The sequence below is a fragment of the Enterobacter sp. 01-M-03-SI-ECC genome (assembly GCF_047530215.1).
Taxonomy (GTDB): domain Bacteria; phylum Pseudomonadota; class Gammaproteobacteria; order Enterobacterales; family Enterobacteriaceae; genus Enterobacter; species Enterobacter chengduensis.
Window position 1 is genome coordinate 64,027 of the sequence record NZ_JBLKDA010000006.1, and the last position, 17,264, is coordinate 81,290.

Below are 17,264 nucleotides of genomic sequence, written 5' to 3' on the forward strand. Positions count from 1 at the left end.
TTATTTGTTTCGGTTGCACATCGGGAAGCCAAGGGCTTCACGGGACGCGTAGTAAGCTTCTGCAACGGCTTTGGTCAGGGTACGAATACGCAGAATGTAGCGCTGACGTTCAGTCACGGAGATGGCTTTGCGGGCGTCCAGCAGGTTGAAGCTGTGGGCGGCCTTCAGAATACGCTCGTAGGCAGGCAGCGGCAGCGGAGTCTCCAGCGCCAGCAGCTGCTGCGCTTCTTTCTCGTACTGCTCGAAGCAGGTGAACAGGAAGTCCACGTCCGCGTATTCGAAGTTATAGGTGGATTGCTCCACTTCGTTCTGATGGAACACGTCGCCGTAGGTGGTTTTACCCAGCGGGCCGTCGCTCCAGACCAGGTCGTAAACGCTGTCTACGCCCTGAATGTACATTGCCAGACGTTCCAGACCGTAGGTGATTTCACCGGTGATCGGCTTACATTCCAGACCACCCACCTGCTGGAAGTAAGTGAACTGGGTCACTTCCATGCCGTTCAGCCACACTTCCCAACCCAGACCCCAGGCACCCAGCGTTGGGTTTTCCCAGTTATCTTCCACGAAACGGATGTCGTGGATGGTTGGATCCATACCCAGCTCTTTCAGCGACCCGAGGTACAGTTCCTGAATGTTGTCGGGTGATGGCTTAATCACCACCTGGAACTGATAGTAATGCTGCAGACGGTTCGGGTTTTCACCGTAACGACCATCGGTCGGACGACGTGAAGGCTGCACATACGCGGTCGCCATTGGCTCAGGCCCCAACGCGCGCAGGCTGGTCATCGGGTGTGAAGTGCCGGCGCCGACTTCCATGTCCAAAGGTTGAACAATGGTACAGCCCTGACGAGCCCAGTAATCCTGTAAGGTCAGGATCAGGCCCTGGAAGGTCTTGGTATCAAACTTTTGCATAGTATTTCGTGCTGGATACGTGTGGTTTTAAATGGAAGGGACAAGTATACCCGCTGGCTGCAAGATATACAGTACGAAACGGGGTTGTTTAGGGAAAATTGGGAAATAAGCCTTCACGCCAGAACGCTGACGGCGTCTGGCTGCTGATTATACGAGCAGGCTAGCGCATGGAGAGGTGTAAAAACTGACCGTCCGCATCAAACGAGCAGACAAAGCCCTCTTTGCGCGCAGTATAGCCTTTGAGTTCATAGCTCCCCTGAAAGCGCTCAAACCCGGTAACATGAATCTTTTGGATTTCCGAGTTATAGCGGCGCGCGGCCTGGCCTTTACAAAGCTCTTCCATGTTCAGCGAACGTTCCGGGCTCATTTTGCCCTGCTGCGCTTTTTGCTCAGGTGCTTCTTGCGGCGTACTGCATCCTGCCAGGATTAACAGCAGAAAGAGTGACGCCACACGCTTCATCATCATTTTTATTACCGCCCTGGTCAGTGGCTGTTATTTTTAGTATCAACGCTTTTATAGATTATGGTCCGGCATTCTGCGAATCTCGCGGCCTCCCGACAAGTCTGCTGAATAAAACTCAGAGTTTTCTAGGAGAAGACTTGTGGACAATGGCAGTCATACTCAATTTACAGGGAAAATGAGGTACTGATGCAGTCAAAAATTAACTGGATTGATAACCTGCGAGGAATAGCGTGTCTGATGGTGGTCATGATCCACACGACGACCTGGTACGTCACGAATGCCCACAGCGTCAGCCCCGTTAACTGGGATATCGCCAATATTCTTAACTCTGCGTCGCGCGTCAGCGTGCCGCTGTTCTTTATGATTTCCGGCTTTCTCTTTTTTGGCGAGCGCAGCGCGCAGCCGAGGCACTTCATCCGCATCGCGGCCTGCCTGGGGTTCTACAGCGCCATTGCCCTGCTCTATATCACCCTGTTCACCTCCATCAACGCCGGGCTATCGCTGAAATACGTGCTGCAAAAACCGGTGTTCTACCACCTGTGGTTCTTCTTCGCCATTATCGTTATCTATCTGGTCTCTCCCCTTATTCAGGTGAAAAACGTCAGCGGAAAAATGCTGCTGGCCCTGATGGTGGTGATTGGCATTATCGCCAACCCGAATACGGTCCCACAGAAAATCGACGGATTTGAGTGGTTGCCGGTCAATCTGTATATCAACGGCGATACCTTCTACTACGTGCTGTACGGCATGCTGGGGCGCGCCATCGGGATGATGGACACGCAAAAACGCGGTCTGAGCTGGCTCTGCGGGGCGCTGTTTATCGCGGGCGTGGCGGTGATTTCGCGCGGAACGCTGCACGAGCTGCAGTGGCGCGGCAATTTTGCCGATACCTGGTATCTCTACTGCGGCCCGATGGTCTTTATCTGTGCCGTTTCGCTGCTCACGCTCGCCAAAAACACCCTGAACGCGCGTCCCCTGCCCGTGCTGAGTCTCATCTCGCGCCACTCTCTCGGAATTTACGGCTTTCACGCGCTGGTGATCCACGCCCTGCGCACCCGAGGCGTGGAGCTAAAAAGCTGGCCGGTGGTGGATATTGTCTGGATTTTTGCCGCCACGCTGGCGATCAGCCTGCTGCTGTCGATGCTGCTGCAAAAAATAGACGCTCGCCGCTTCGTCAGCTAATGCTTCGCTGGCGGGCGCGATGGTACTGGCGCGGGGAGGAAAACCCTGCTGCCAGTGAAGCCTGCTCAACGCCACGCCCCTGCAAGAGCCACTGCTCAGCCACCGCCAGACGCAGCTGCTCCAGATAGTCGCGAACGCTAATGCCTAAATGTGACTGAAACAGCCGGGTGAGATGGCGCGGGCTAACGTGCGCCAGGGCGGCGATATCAGGCACGCTCCACGCTTTTTGCGGCTCGGCGGTGAGCGCGTCCTGCGCCCGATGGATCGCCGGGTGAAGATGGTTGCGGTAGCGTAGCCACGGCGAAAGCTGGGGATCGTCACCGGAACGACGGAACCAGACCACCATCTCACGCGCCACGGCCAGCGCCTTTTCGGGACCGCACAGGCGGTTAATCATGTGCAGCGCCAGATCGATACCCGAGGTGATCCCCGCGCTGGTCCAGATGTTCTCATCCTGCACAAAGATGCGGTTTTCTTTGATCGTCGCCGTCGGGGCCGCGGTGCGTAAACGGCTGATAACGTCATGGTGGGTTGTGCACTGTCGGTTGTTCAGCAGCCCGGATTTCGCCGCCAGCAGCGCGCCTGAACAGACGCACATCACCGTGATGTCCCGGCGCTGGATCTGCGGCTGCAGGCGCATCAGCCAGTGCTGGATCAGCTGCGCCTGTTGCGTGGAGAACTGAGTACGGGAGTCGCTGACGCCGGGTAATACCAGCAGGCTGCCTGCCGGGAGACGCTCCGGCAGCGGCTGGATGCCGCCCATCGTCAGGCCTATCGACGTTGGAACGTCCGGTTGCGGGCCAATGTAGTGCAGACGAAACGCGTCGCCCGCCAGCACAAAGGTTTCTGCCGGGCCGGTCATGTCTAATGACAGCACCCCGGGCAACATCACGAACCAGACGTCGATGCGCATTACAGTGACTCCAGCGTCTCCGCTACCGTTTTAATATCGGCAAATCGCCCGGCCAGGACCGTTTCGGTACGATGGCGAATTTCCGCAGCGCTAAGGGTAATGCCCTTGTAGGTCATGGGAAACGTCAGCGTTGCCTCGCTCACAAAGGTCACAGCATACCCCAGATCGGATGCCACCCGAGCGGTGGTTTCACAGCATTGTTCCGTGCGGATGCCGCAGATAATCACGTGGTTGATATCACGCTCGCGCAGCCAGCGGTCAAGCCCGGTATCCGTGAAGGCATTATGGACGTGTTTCTGGAAAACCACATCCGGCTGATGACGTAAAAAGGCCATCGGTTTGACATAGCCGCTTTGCAGCGTGAAGGGGCCGTCTTCGTCGACATGAAAAATATCCACAACCGGAATACCGCGCGCCTGGCAGCCTTCAATCAGCCCCAGCATCGCCTGCTGAAAGGCGGGAATATCCTCTTCCTGCCAGTAATTGCGATGGTGAAATGACTGCTGGGTATCGATGTTGATTAATGCAGTACGTGACATGATGAATCTCCTCGCCAGTGGGTGTAACACCATACTGGCAAGGAAAGGAAGGCACGCACAGACCAAAAAAGGACATCCTCGTGCCTCTGTCGGACAAACAAATTTACGACATCAGCGGCAGCAGCTGCTGGTAGATTTTACGGAACACGTCGCGCCTTTCCGCGTACCGCGCATGGCGCGCCGCATCAGGCAAGTGCGCCTGTTCAAGCGGGAGCTGCGGCAACAGCGTTGAAAGCGGTTTTTCGGGGTTCATGGCGATTTGCGCCAGCCGCGCGGCACCCAGCGCGGGCCCGACATCTCCTCCGGTGCGGAAATCGAGCTGCAAACCGCTGATGTCGGCCAGCATCTGTCGCCAGTAAGGGCTTCGCGCACCGCCGCCAATCAGAGTGACGCTCGTGGGCTTCAGGCCGCAGTCGTGCACCACGTCCATCCCGTCAGCCAGCGCATAGCCTACGCCCTCAAGAACCGCACGCGCCAGCTCTGTCGGGCCATGCTGATGGGTTAAGCCAAAGAACACCCCTTTCGCTTCCGGGTTGTTGTGCGGCGTTCGCTCGCCGGAAAGATACGGTAAAAACCAGACCGTGCCCGCAGCGTCATCCGCCTGCTGCGCCGCAGAGATGAGCGACGGCACGTCGGCCATGCCGGTGAGTTTTGCCGCCCAGTCCAGGCAGGACGCCGCGCTGAGCATCACTGACATCAAATGCCATTTCCCCGGAAGGGCATGGCAGAAACTGTGCACAGCGCTTTCGGGGTTGCTGCGATACCCGTCGCTGACGGCAAAATAGACGCCAGACGTTCCCAGCGAAAGCATCGCCTGCCCCGCCTCAACCATGCCGACGCCGACAGCCCCCGCCGCGTTATCGCCGCCCCCGGCCACCACCGGTACGGCAGGCATGTTCCAGCGTTCAGCAACGGCTGGCAGCAGCGTGCCCGTCACCTCGCTACCTTCGAACAGCGCGGGCATATGTCCGCGGGTCAGATGGCAGGCATCCAGCATCGCCTCGCTCCAGTCGCGTTTCGCCACGTCGAGCCACATCGTGCCGGCGGCATCGGACATGTCGGAGGCAAAATCGCCCGTCATGCGAAAGCGCAGATAGTCTTTCGGCAGCAGGACTTTCGCCACCTGACGGAAAATCTCCGGCTCGTGTCGCTGCACCCACAGGAGTTTGGGCGCGGTAAAGCCGGGCATCATCAGGTTGCCGGTAATTTCACGCGACGTGGGTACACGCGTCTCAAGAAGCGCGCACTCTTCCGCGCAGCGGCCATCGTTCCAGAGAATGGCGGGTCGCAGCACGCGATGCTGGCTATCGAGCAGCGTAGCGCCGTGCATTTGTCCGGCAATGCCCAGAGCCTTCACGTGACGAAGGCTATGCTTCTCACCTAAAGCTTTGATTGCGCGATCCGTCGCCTGCCACCACTGCTCCGGATCCTGTTCCGACCACAGCGGATGCGGACGTGAAACCTGCAGCGTTTCCGTCTGCGTGGCTAACACGTCGCCCTGCTCGCTTAACAGGATGGCTTTCACACCCGATGTGCCAAGATCGATCCCGATATACATTACGGTGACTCCTTTAACAGAAATGCCCGGTGGCGCTAACGCTTACCGGGCCTACGTGCTGGAAATGCCCGGTGGCGCTGCGCTTACCGGGCCTACATGGGGTTATTTATCGAACAGGTAGTGATTGACCAGGTTTTCCAGCAGCTCCTGGTGCCCGCTCTGGTGCTGCGGTGCCAGCTGATGTTGTTCAGCGTACTTCGCGATGTCCGCCAGCGATAACTGCCCTTTCAAAATTTGCTGGCCCAGCTCACTGTTCCAGCCGCTGTAGCGCTTCGCCACGCGTTTATCCAGCTCACCGTCTTCAATCATGCGAGCCGCCACCTTCAGCGCCAGCGCCATGGTGTCCATTGCGCCAATGTGGCCGTAGAACAGATCGTATTTGTCGGTGCTCTGACGACGAACCTTGGCGTCAAAGTTCAGGCCGCCGGTGGTGAAGCCACCCGCCTTGATGATTTCGTACATCACCAGCGCATTCTCTTCCACGCTGTTCGGGAACTGATCGGTGTCCCAGCCCAGCTGCGCGTCGCCTCGGTTAGCATCCACAGAGCCGAAGATGCCAAGGGCAATCGCAGACGCGATCTCGTGATGGAAAGAGTGGCCCGCCAGCGTGGCGTGGTTGGCTTCAATGTTAACTTTAATCTCTTTTTCCAGACCGAACTGCTTCAGGAAGCCATACACCGTCGCCACGTCGTAATCATACTGGTGCTTCGTCGGTTCCTGCGGTTTCGGCTCAATCAGCAGCGTGCCGCGGAAGCCGATTTTGTGCTTGTGGTCGACAACCATCTGCATAAAGCGGCCAATCTGTTCGCGCTCCTGGCGCAGGTCGGTATTGAGGAGGGTTTCATAGCCTTCACGGCCACCCCACAGGACATAGTTTTCGCCGCCCAGCTGATGCGTGGCGTTCATGGCCGTCACCACCTGCGTGGCCGCCCAGCTAAATACTTCTGGGTCCGGGTTGGTTGCCGCACCCGCGCCGTAGCGAGGATTGGTGAAGCAGTTTGCCGTACCCCAGAGCAGCTTCACGCCGCTTTGCTGCTGTTTCGCCGCCAGCACGTCCACCATCTGCGCGAAGTTGTTCAGATACGCTTTCAGCGACGCGCCTTCCGGCGACACGTCCACGTCATGGAAGCAGTAGTACGGCACGTTCAGCTTGTGGAAGAACTCAAACGCCACATCGGCTTTGCGCTTTGCCAGTTCGATGGCCTCACCCGGCTGCTGCCACGGGCGGTCAAAGGACCCCACGCCGAACATATCGGCGCCGTTCCAGCAGAAGGTATGCCAGTAACAGGCGGCAAAGCGCAGATGATCTTCCATGCGCTTACCCAGCACCAGCTCATCCGGGTTGTAGTGACGAAAAGCTAAAGGATTGGCCGTTTTGGGGCCTTCGTAACGAACGCGATCGAGTTGGTCGAAATAAGCTTGCATATTGAGCTCCATAATCAGGGTATGCGGCGAGTCGTTGATACAGGAGTAATAGTGAATAGACATTTTGGGTTGCTCAATTACGTTATTTCACACTGCTATTGAGAGAATGCACAACTGTGCGCTGGCTCGCAAAATAATGCGCAAACGAACTATTTTTCGGCGCGCATTCCAGAATCAAATGTAATTAAGGCGTTACGATTTTTAAAATCCGATCGCGGTCATAAATTCAGAAATAAACCAAATATCGTAATGAGAAGATAAAAATCTGTAATTGCCAGCCCGCCTTTCCGCGTTAAAAATTTGCTGCGTCTCAGCAGTGAATGTTTCTTTTATCTCAGCAACACATACCCCTACAAAAAGGCCTGATAATTATGAAGATAAAGAACCTGACCCTTACGCTCTGCACTACTCTCCTCCTTGCAAGCTTTGCAGGACAGGCCAAAGAGGTCAAAATTGGCATGGCCATTGATGACCTGCGCCTGGAGCGCTGGCAAAAAGATCGCGATATTTTTGTGAAGAAAGCAGAATCCCTCGGCGCCAGCGTGTTTGTACAGTCGGCTAACGGCAACGAAGAAACGCAAATGTCGCAGATCGAGAATATGATTAACCGTGGCGTTGATGTGCTGGTTATTATCCCCTATAACGGCCAGGTATTAAGTAACGTGGTGAAAGAGGCCAAACAGGAAGGCATAAAAGTGCTGGCCTATGACCGCATGATTAATAATGCGGATATTGATTATTATATTTCGTTCGACAATGAAAAAGTCGGTGAATTGCAGGCGCAAAGCCTGATCGACAAAGTGCCTCAGGGGAATTATTTCCTGATGGGGGGTTCGCCGGTGGATAACAACGCCAAGCTGTTTCGTGCGGGCCAAATGAAAGTCCTTAAGCCGTACATCGACAACGGGAAAATTAAGGTGGTCGGCGATCAGTGGGCCGACGGCTGGCTGCCAGAAAACGCGCTGAAGATTATGGAAAACGCGCTAACGGCCAACAACAACAAAATTGACGCGGTCGTGGCCTCCAACGATGCCACCGCAGGCGGCGCCATTCAGGCGCTAAGCGCTCAGGGTCTGGCGGGGAAAGTCGCCATCTCAGGGCAGGACGCCGATCTGGCCGGGGTAAAACGCATTATTGCAGGCACCCAGACCATGACGGTCTACAAACCGATTACCCAGCTTGCCAATACGGCGGCAGAAATTGCCGTGGAGCTGGGCAATGGCAAGCAACCTAAAGCAGATGCGACCCTGAATAACGGGCTTAAGGACGTTCCGGCTCGTCTGCTCACGCCAATAGAAGTCAATAAAGAGAACATTGACGCCACCGTCATCAAAGATGGTTTCCACAAGAAGAGCGAACTGTAATCCGGCGCGGCCCCTGCTCTGCGGGGGCGCATCACGTTGTGCTGTTCTTCCCTCGGGTTATGTGGAGCGGTTATGCCTTATTTACTTGAAATGAAAAGCATCACCAAACGCTTCGGCGCGGTGAAAGCCGTCGACAACGTCAGCCTCCGGTTGAATCCCGGCGAAGTGGTTTCGCTGTGCGGTGAGAACGGTTCGGGCAAGTCAACGCTGATGAAAGTGCTGTGCGGGATCTACCCGTACGGCAGCTACGAAGGCGAAATCGTCTTTGCCGGTGAAGTTATCCAGGCGACACACATCCGCGATACCGAACGTAAAGGCATCGCCATCATCCACCAGGAGCTGGCGCTGGTGAAGCATCTCACCGTGCTGGAGAACATTTTCCTCGGGGCCGAAATTTCCCGCCACGGCGTGCTGGACTACGACACCATGACGCTGCGCTGCGAAAAGCTGCTGGCGCAGGTGAGCCTCCACATTTCACCCAATACGCGCGTGGGGGACCTGGGGCTGGGACAGCAGCAGCTGGTTGAAATCGCTAAGGCGCTCAACAAACAGGTCAGGCTGCTGATCCTTGATGAGCCCACGGCCTCGCTCACCGAACAGGAAACCGCGGTTCTGCTCAATATCATCCGCGACCTGCAAAACCACGGTATCGCCTGCATCTACATTTCACACAAGCTGAACGAGGTGAAAGCCATTTCGGACACCATCTGCGTGATCCGCGACGGGCAACACATCGGCACGCGTGAAGCCGCGGGGATGAGTGAAGATGACATCATCACCATGATGGTGGGCCGCGAGCTGACGGCGCTCTACCCGAGTGAACCTCACGCAACGGGCGATGAAGTCCTGCGCGTGGAAAACCTGACCGCGTGGCACCCCGTTAACCGCCACATCAAGCGCGTGAATAACGTCTCGTTTTCCCTTCACAGCGGCGAAATTCTCGGTATCGCCGGGTTAGTCGGCGCCGGGCGCACGGAGGCCGTGCAGTGTCTGTTTGGCGTGTGGCCGGGGCGCTGGGAGGGCTCGATATTTATCGACGGCCAGCCGGTGAAAATTGACAACTGCCAGCAGGCAATTGCCCACGGCATCGCTATGGTCCCTGAAGATCGCAAAAAAGACGGCATCGTACCCGTCATGGCGGTGGGAAAAAACATTACGCTTGCGGCACTCGATCGGTTCTCCGGCACACTGAGCAGCCTGGACGATGCCGCAGAGCAGCAGTGCATTCTTCAGTCGCTTGCCCGGCTGAAGGTCAAAACCTCCTCACCGGAACTGGCGATTGGCCGCCTGAGCGGCGGCAACCAGCAGAAGGCGATTCTGGCGCGCTGCCTGCTTCTCAACCCACGCATATTAATCCTTGATGAGCCGACGCGCGGGATTGATATCGGTGCCAAATATGAAATCTACAAACTGATTAATCAGCTTGTACAGCAAGGGATTGCCGTCATTGTCATTTCATCTGAGCTACCCGAAGTGCTCGGCCTGAGCGACCGCGTGCTGGTCATGCACGAGGGAAAACTGAAAGCCAACCTGATTAACCATAACCTGACGCAGGAGCAGGTGATGGAAGCCGCTTTAAGGAGCGAACGTCATGTCGAAAAGCAATCCGTCTGATATCAAAGTCGCCGTTCCGACGCCCGGTGCGTTCGCGGGGCTCAAAGCGCTAAACCTGCAGGTTTTTGTCATGATCGCGGCAATTATCGTCATCATGCTGTTCTTTACCTGGATGACCGATGGCTCGTACCTGAGCGCGCGTAACGTCTCCAACCTGCTTCGCCAGACCGCCATCACCGGTATTCTGGCCGTGGGCATGGTGTTCGTGATTATCTCTGCGGAAATCGACCTGTCGGTCGGTTCGATGATGGGACTTCTCGGCGGCGTGGCGGCCATTTTTGACGTCTGGCTCGGCTGGCCGCTGCCGCTGACCGTGGCGGTCACGCTGGTATTGGGGCTGGTACTGGGCGCCTGGAATGGCTGGTGGGTTGCCTACCGTAAGGTGCCATCGTTCATTGTTACCCTGGCGGGGATGCTGGCCTTCCGCGGGATCTTAATCGGCATCACTAACGGCACCACCGTCTCCCCGACCAGTGCGGCTATGTCGCAGATTGGTCAGAGCTACCTCCCGGATGGCGTCGGCTTTATCCTCGGTGTGGCGGGGCTGCTGGCGTTTGTCGCATGGCAATGGCGGGGACGCATGCGTCGCCAGGCGCTGGGGCTGGCCTCTCCTGCGTCAACGTCGGTGGTGGGACGTCAGGCGCTCACGGCAGTCATCGTGCTGGGTGCCATCTGGCTTCTGAACGACTATCGCGGCGTCCCGACCCCCGTCCTGCTGCTGGCGCTTTTACTGCTGGGCGGCATGTTTATGGCCACGCGCACCGCGTTTGGTCGCCGTATTTATGCCATCGGCGGCAATCTTGAAGCTGCCCGCCTCTCGGGTATCAACGTTGAGCGTACCAAGCTGGCGGTCTTCGCCATTAACGGCCTGATGGTCGCTATCGCCGGGTTGATCCTCAGCTCGCGTCTGGGGGCCGGCTCTCCCTCCGCGGGTAATATCGCCGAGCTGGATGCGATTGCCGCCTGCGTCATTGGCGGCACCAGCCTTGCAGGGGGGATCGGTAGCGTCGCGGGCGCGGTGATGGGGGCATTTATCATGGCATCGCTGGATAACGGGATGAGTATGATGGACGTTCCGACGTTTTGGCAGTATATCGTCAAGGGGGCCATTCTTTTACTGGCAGTCTGGATGGACTCGGCCACCAAGCGGCGGGCCTGATAACGGTATTGTGACTTAATTGGGAAGTGAGCCATGTTTGAAAAGCGTCACCGCATTACGTTGTTATTCAATGCCAATAAGGCCTACGACCGTCAGGTGGTGGAAGGCGTTGGTGAATATTTGCAGGCGTCGCAATCCGAGTGGGATATCTTTATTGAAGAGGATTTCCGCACCCGTCTCGAGAACATCAAAGACTGGCTGGGCGATGGCGTCATCGCCGACTATGACGACCCCGTCATTGAGCAACTGCTGACCGACGTCGACGTTCCGATTGTGGGCGTCGGCGGCTCCTACCATTCGCCCGAACACTATCCGCCGGTTCACTATATTGCCACCGATAACCATGCCCTGGTCGAGGCCGCCTTTCTCCATTTAAAAGAGAAAGGCGTCCATCGCTTCGCGTTCTATGGTTTACCCGCAACCAGCGGCAAGCGCTGGGCCGTTGAGCGTGAACACGCGTTCTGCCAGCTGGTCGCGCAGGAGAAGTATCGCGGCGTGGTGTACCAGGGGCTGGAAACGGCACCGGAAAACTGGCAGCACGCGCAAAACCGCCTCGCTGACTGGCTGCAAACGCTGCCGCCGCAAACCGGGATTATTGCCGTGACGGACGCACGCGCGCGCCACGTGCTGCAGGTCTGCGAACATTTACACATTCCGGTGCCGGAAAAGCTGTGCGTGATTGGCATTGATAACGAAGAACTTACCCGCTATCTGTCCCGCGTGGCGCTCTCCTCCGTTGCGCAGGGCACGCGTCAGATGGGTTACCAGGCGGCGAAGCTGCTGCATCGTCTGCTGGATAAAGAATCTTTGCCGCTTCAGCGCCTGCTCGTGCCGCCAGTCCGCGTCGTAGAACGCCGCTCAACCGATTATCGCTCCTTAAGCGACCCGGCCGTCATTCAGGCCATGCACTATATTCGCAACCACGCCTGCAAAGGAATTAAGGTCGATCAGGTGCTGGATTCGGTGGGCATTTCCCGTTCGAATCTGGAGAAGCGTTTTAAAGAAGAGGTAGGCGAAACCATCCATGCCGTTATCCATGCGGAGAAGCTGGAGAAAGCCCGCAGCCTGCTCATTTCCACATCGCTGTCGATCAACGAAATCTCGCAGATGTGCGGTTACCCGTCACTGCAATATTTCTACTCGGTGTTCCGCAAAGAGTATGACACCACGCCGAAAGAGTACCGGGATCGCCACAGCGAGGTGCTGATTTAGAAAAGAAAACGCCTTCCAGTGGAAGGCGTTTTTTTGAGATTACATATGGGCGGCGATTAAGCGCTGGTTATCCTGGTACATGGCGAACAGATAGTTGTTATAGCTCTGTCCCTTCGTCGAATACCCTTTCAGCTTGTGGATCATCGTGGTGGCCGTCACTTCCTGATCCGCTTTACGCAGCTGAGCGCGTGATTTGCGGAACGATGAGTAGGCTGGATGCGTGTTCAGATTCACCACGTAGGCACTCACGGAATCCTTCACGGATTCAAACTGCGAATAGCCTTTCACCGTACCAGGCGCATTGTTACAGCGCCCTTTCACGCATTTCATGCCGAAAAGGTTGTTGTTGCTGCGCGCCAGCTTTGACGTGCCCCAGCCGCTTTCGGCTGCTGCCATGGTCGCAACCATGCTGTTCGGAATGATATCGACACGCTCGAGGAGAGCATTCCACGGCACACGACGCGTGTTACCGTTCCAGCTCAGCTTGTAGCGCTTGGTGATATCTTTCAGGCGCGCGCGTTCGGACGGCGACCAGCGGCTATCGTACTGTTTAGAGATCAGCCAGTTACGATCCGCCGTAATCGCGGCATTTTGACTCGTGATGTAAGGCATTACCGTCCGGAGAAACGCTTTTTTCCTTGGTGTCCCGGAAGGGTATTTTCGCAAATCAGGAAGTGAACTACTCTTTGCACTATTGCGAGAATACTCTTGTTTACTGCTAACCTTACTACTTGTCGTCTTTATTACGTGGGCTTTCTTACTCGTTGTATCCGTGTGCGTCTTCGCAAGCACCTCACCCGAAAATGCCGTGGTGAGTAACATGAGTATCGCAGCCCCATATCGTCGAATGGGAGTCGATATCATTAGGTCTCCTGGTCGGATGTAATCATCCTAACACCTTATTTTTTTCACAAATTTGAGAGCGGAATCTCAAATCATATCAAAAATAGACTTCAAGAGCACGTATAGAAATAGTCCAATTCCGAAACTATGTCACCTGAAACTTGCTCATAAAAAAATCATTCCACGAAAAAATGTGTTCACTATCGCAGATAACTGCCTAATTTTGCGCGAGATCACTCATCCTCACGCATCCTCCTGGCAGAAAGCGACAGGGGATGAGTTTTTGCCCAGCCTCAGATGGCACACTGGTCAAAAATACCGCGACAGGAACCAGGAATGAAACGCACCGCACTCGCCTTTCTAATGTTACCCGCACTGGCGCATGCCGACTGGTCATCACCGGGGTTTGACGCCTTTCGCGCCGAAGGCACCGGGGTCTTCACCAGCCAGGCAAAGCTTGCGAAGGGTACGCGTCCTCTGACGCTGAGTTTTGACAAGACGTGCTGGCAGCCTACGGACACGATAAAACTCAACGAGATGCTGTCGCTCAAGCCCTGTGACGGCACACCGCCGCAGTGGCGTCTTTTCCGCGACGGCGAATACCAGATGCGGATTGATACCCGCTCCGGCACGCCCACCCTACTCCTGACGATTCAAAGTGCCGCAGAACAGCCGGTGGCAAACGTCACCCGCCAGTGCCCGAAGTGGGACGGTAAGCCGCTGACGCTGGACGTCAGCCATACCTTCCCGGAAGGCTCCGTCGTTCGCGACTACTACAGTAAACAGACGGCGACGGTGCAGAATGGAAAAATTACCCTGCAGCCAGCCGCCAACGGTAACGGCCTGCTGCTACTTGAGCGCGCCGAAACCGACAAGCCCGCGCCGTTTAGCTGGCAGAACGCCACCGTCTATTTTGTGCTGACCGACCGTTACGTGAACGGTGATCCGGGCAACGACAACAGCTACGGTCGCCATAAGGACGGCATGCAGGAGATCGGGACGTTCCACGGCGGCGACCTCAAGGGACTCGCCAGCAAGCTCGATTATTTACAGCAGCTGGGGGTCAACGCGCTCTGGATAAGCTCCCCGCTTGAGCAGATCCACGGCTGGGTAGGCGGCGGCACAAAAGGGGATTTCCCTCACTACGCCTATCACGGCTACTACACCCAGGACTGGACGAAGCTCGACGCCAATATGGGAACGGAGGATGACCTGCGCCAGCTTGTCGACGAAGCGCACAAGCGAGGGATCCGCGTTCTGTTCGATATCGTCATGAACCACACGGGCTACGCGACGCTTGCGGACATGCAGGAATATCAGTTTGGTTCCCTGTACCTGCAGGGTGATGAGCTGAAAAAGACGCTGGGAAAACGCTGGACGGACTGGAAGCCGGGCGCGGGCCAAAGCTGGCACAGCTTTAACGACTACATCAACTTTAGCGACAAAGCCGCATGGGAAAAATGGTGGGGCAAGAAATGGATCCGTACCGACATCGGTGATTATGACAACCCCGGCTTTGACGATTTGACGATGTCGCTGGCGTTCCTGCCCGACCTGAAAACGGAATCCACCGTTCCTTCCGGGTTACCCAACTTCTATCAACACAAGCCCGATACCCACGCGAAAGCTATTCCGGGTTATACCCCGCGCGATTATCTGACCCACTGGCTCAGCCAGTGGGTACGTGACTACGGCATCGACGGTTTTCGGGTCGATACCGCGAAACACGTTGAGCTTGCGGCCTGGCAACAGCTGAAAGACCAGGCGAGCCAGGCCCTGGCCGCCTGGAAAGTGGCGAACCCTGACAAAAAACTCGACAACGCGCCTTTCTGGATGACCGGGGAATCCTGGGGCCACGGGGTGATGCAGAGCGATTATTACCGCCACGGTTTTGACGCGATGATTAACTTTGACTATCAGGAGCAGGCGGCCAAAGCGGTGGATTGCCTGGCCGATATGGATCTCACCTGGCAGCAGATGGCGGAGAAGCTGCAAAGCTTCAACGTGCTGAGCTACCTCTCGTCACACGATACGCGCCTGTTCCGTGAAGGGGGCCAGCGCGCGGCGGAACTGCTCCTGCTGGCACCGGGCAGCGTGCAAATCTATTACGGGGATGAGTCCGGGCGCCCGTTCGGGCCGACAGGCTCCGACCCGCTGCAGGGCACCCGCTCGGATATGAACTGGCAGGACGTGACGGGCAAGCAGGCCCTAACCGTCGCCCACTGGCAAACGCTGGGTCAGTTCCGCGCCCGCCATCCGGCGATAGGTGAAGGCAAACAAACCACGCTGTCGCTGAAAGAGGGGTATGGCTTTGTGCGCGAGCACAAGGACGATAAGGTGATGGTGGTATGGGCAGGTAATCAATAGCCCCCTTAAACCGCATGGAGTCGTCTTTTCCCCTCCCCCCTTTGGGGATGGCCGGGGTGAGGGGAAAAGCACCAGAACTATTCACTGCATAAAGCCACCACCACCAGATAAAACAACAAATCCGACCACATCACCCGATTTGCACCAGCACGGTGCTAGCGTTATGGTTACCCACTTTCAAAATAAGCTCGACAGATCACCTGCTATGACGTTTTCACTTTTCGGCGACAAATTCACCCGCCATTCAGGCATTACTCGCCTGATGGAGGACCTCAACGACGGGCTGCGCACACCGGGCGCAATCATGCTCGGCGGCGGAAACCCGGCTCAAATCCCGGAGATGAATACCTATTTCCAGACGCTGCTCGCTCAGATGCTGGAAAGCGGCAAAGCAACCGATGCGCTTTGCAATTACGACGGCCCGCAGGGTAAAACCGAACTGCTGGCACTCCTCGCCGACATGCTGCGTGACGAGCTTGGCTGGGATATCGAACCACAGAATATTGCACTAACAAACGGCAGCCAGAGCGCGTTTTTCTACTTGTTTAACCTGTTCGCTGGACGTCGCGCCGACGGCACGACCAAAAAGGTGCTGTTCCCGCTGGCTCCGGAGTATATCGGCTACGCCGATTCCGGCCTGGAAGAGGATCTGTTCGTCTCCGCGCGCCCGAATATTGAGCTGCTGCCCGAAGGCCAGTTCAAATATCACGTCGATTTTGAACACCTGCATATTGGCGAAGAGACGGGCATGATCTGCGTATCGCGCCCGACTAACCCAACGGGCAACGTGATCACCGATGACGAGCTGATGAAGCTGGATGCGCTGGCAAATCAGCACGGCATCCCACTGGTGATTGATAACGCCTACGGCGTGCCGTTCCCGGGCATTATCTTCAGCGAAGCACGCCCGCTGTGGAACCCGAACATCGTCCTCTGCATGAGCCTCTCTAAGCTGGGTCTGCCGGGCAGCCGCTGCGGCATTATCATCGCTAACGAGAAAATCATTACCGCCATTACCAACATGAACGGCATTATCAGCCTTTCACCGGGAGGCATTGGCCCGGCGATGATGTGCGAAATGATCAAACGCAAGGACCTGCTGCGTCTGTCGAACGACGTGATCAAACCTTTCTATTACCAGCGCGTTCAGGAGACGATTGCGACGCTTCGTCGCTATTTGCCGGAAGAACGCTGCCTGATCCACAAACCGGAAGGCGCAATTTTCCTCTGGCTGTGGTTTAAAGATTTACCTATCACCACCGAACTGCTCTACCAGCGCCTGAAAAAGCGCGGCGTATTAATGGTGCCGGGCGACTATTTCTTCCCGGGTCTGGACAAGCCGTGGCCGCATACGCACCAGTGCATGCGCATGAACTACGTGCCCGATCCGGAAAAAATCGAAGCGGGTGTCAAAATCCTCGCCGAAGAAATTGAAAAAGCCTGGCGCGAAGGCAATTGTTAAAAAATAAGGCTCTTCGATTGAAGAGCCTTATTTTTCTGTGATCTAAATCTTATATTAAGGATATATCCTGTAGCGTTACATTTAGCATCATCATTGAGTTTTCTTCGGAATATTCCTGTATTTTACGCCCACTAATTTCCTCCTCGATAATTAAGCAAAAGTTAAAAATACTAACCCTTTGTTATTCTGAAATAACCACTAAAAGCATGGCCAAATACCGCTTAAAGTCACTTTCAGGCATATTTAAAAAT

The 17,264-nt window shown here is 56.1% G+C and carries 14 protein-coding genes; 7 read left to right on the forward strand and 7 right to left on the reverse strand.

What is annotated here, in order from left to right; genetic code table 11:
- A complete protein-coding gene (gene glyQ, locus ACMWKK_RS07930; RefSeq protein ID WP_003860141.1) occupies positions 1-912 on the reverse strand; it encodes a glycine--tRNA ligase subunit alpha in 912 nt (303 codons plus the stop codon).
- A gap of 160 nt (positions 913-1,072) precedes the next feature.
- Positions 1,073-1,378 (reverse strand): YsaB family lipoprotein, encoded by a 306-nt coding sequence (locus tag ACMWKK_RS07935; RefSeq protein WP_112780084.1) that lies wholly within the window; start codon positions 1,376-1,378, stop codon positions 1,073-1,075.
- A gap of 183 nt (positions 1,379-1,561) precedes the next feature.
- Between ACMWKK_RS07935 and ACMWKK_RS07940 the strand changes: the two genes are divergently transcribed.
- Positions 1,562-2,557, forward strand: coding sequence for an acyltransferase (locus ACMWKK_RS07940; RefSeq protein WP_112780083.1), 996 nt, complete (start codon positions 1,562-1,564; stop codon positions 2,555-2,557).
- Here ACMWKK_RS07940 and ACMWKK_RS07945 read toward each other — a convergent pair.
- The 4 genes from ACMWKK_RS07945 to xylA form a co-directional block, all read right to left on the reverse strand.
- Positions 2,550-3,470, reverse strand: a complete 921-nt coding sequence (locus ACMWKK_RS07945; RefSeq protein WP_112780082.1) for a GlxA family transcriptional regulator — start codon at positions 3,468-3,470, stop codon at positions 2,550-2,552. The genes ACMWKK_RS07940 and ACMWKK_RS07945 overlap by 8 nt on opposite strands.
- On the reverse strand, positions 3,470-4,009 hold the full coding sequence (locus ACMWKK_RS07950) for an isochorismatase family protein (RefSeq protein ID WP_112780081.1): 540 nt from the start codon (positions 4,007-4,009) through the stop codon (positions 3,470-3,472). Before ACMWKK_RS07950 ends, ACMWKK_RS07945 begins: the two co-directional genes overlap by 1 nt.
- Positions 4,010-4,112: 103 nt before the next feature.
- Positions 4,113-5,567 carry a xylulokinase gene (gene xylB / locus ACMWKK_RS07955; protein ID WP_112780080.1) on the reverse strand — a complete coding sequence of 485 codons (1,455 nt, stop codon included), beginning with the start codon at positions 5,565-5,567 and terminating at the stop codon, positions 4,113-4,115.
- Positions 5,568-5,669: 102 nt separating this feature from the next.
- Positions 5,670-6,992 (reverse strand): xylose isomerase, encoded by a 1,323-nt coding sequence (gene xylA / locus ACMWKK_RS07960; protein ID WP_088475397.1) that lies wholly within the window; start codon positions 6,990-6,992, stop codon positions 5,670-5,672.
- 371 nt (positions 6,993-7,363) lie between these two features.
- Between xylA and xylF the strand changes: the two genes are divergently transcribed.
- The 4 genes from xylF to xylR all read left to right on the forward strand — a co-directional run bounded on the left by xylF (position 7,364) and on the right by xylR (position 12,341).
- Positions 7,364-8,356 (forward strand): D-xylose ABC transporter substrate-binding protein, encoded by a 993-nt coding sequence (xylF, locus tag ACMWKK_RS07965; protein WP_112780079.1) that lies wholly within the window; start codon positions 7,364-7,366, stop codon positions 8,354-8,356.
- Between the two features lie 72 nt (positions 8,357-8,428).
- Positions 8,429-9,970 (forward strand): xylose ABC transporter ATP-binding protein, encoded by a 1,542-nt coding sequence (locus ACMWKK_RS07970; protein ID WP_112780078.1) that lies wholly within the window; start codon positions 8,429-8,431, stop codon positions 9,968-9,970.
- Complete coding sequence (gene xylH / locus ACMWKK_RS07975) at positions 9,948-11,129, forward strand: xylose ABC transporter permease XylH (protein WP_112780077.1); 1,182 nt, start codon at positions 9,948-9,950, stop codon at positions 11,127-11,129. The genes ACMWKK_RS07970 and xylH overlap by 23 nt, the downstream gene beginning before the upstream one ends.
- Positions 11,130-11,162: 33 nt before the next feature.
- Complete coding sequence (gene xylR, locus ACMWKK_RS07980) at positions 11,163-12,341, forward strand: D-xylose utilization transcriptional activator XylR (protein WP_021242460.1); 1,179 nt, start codon at positions 11,163-11,165, stop codon at positions 12,339-12,341.
- A gap of 39 nt (positions 12,342-12,380) precedes the next feature.
- Here the strand turns inward: xylR and ACMWKK_RS07985 are convergent, their stop codons facing one another.
- On the reverse strand, positions 12,381-13,205 hold the full coding sequence (locus ACMWKK_RS07985; RefSeq protein ID WP_045328506.1) for a protein bax: 825 nt from the start codon (positions 13,203-13,205) through the stop codon (positions 12,381-12,383).
- A gap of 315 nt (positions 13,206-13,520) precedes the next feature.
- On the opposite strand from ACMWKK_RS07985, the gene ACMWKK_RS07990 reads away from it, so the two are divergent.
- Together ACMWKK_RS07990 and avtA are read left to right on the forward strand one after the other, a co-directional pair.
- Positions 13,521-15,551: an alpha-amylase gene (locus tag ACMWKK_RS07990; protein WP_112780076.1), complete on the forward strand. Its 2,031-nt coding sequence runs from the start codon at positions 13,521-13,523 to the stop codon at positions 15,549-15,551.
- 205 nt (positions 15,552-15,756) lie between these two features.
- Positions 15,757-17,013, forward strand: coding sequence for a valine--pyruvate transaminase (gene avtA / locus ACMWKK_RS07995; protein WP_112780075.1), 1,257 nt, complete (start codon positions 15,757-15,759; stop codon positions 17,011-17,013).
- Positions 17,014-17,264: the final 251 nt, after the last annotated feature.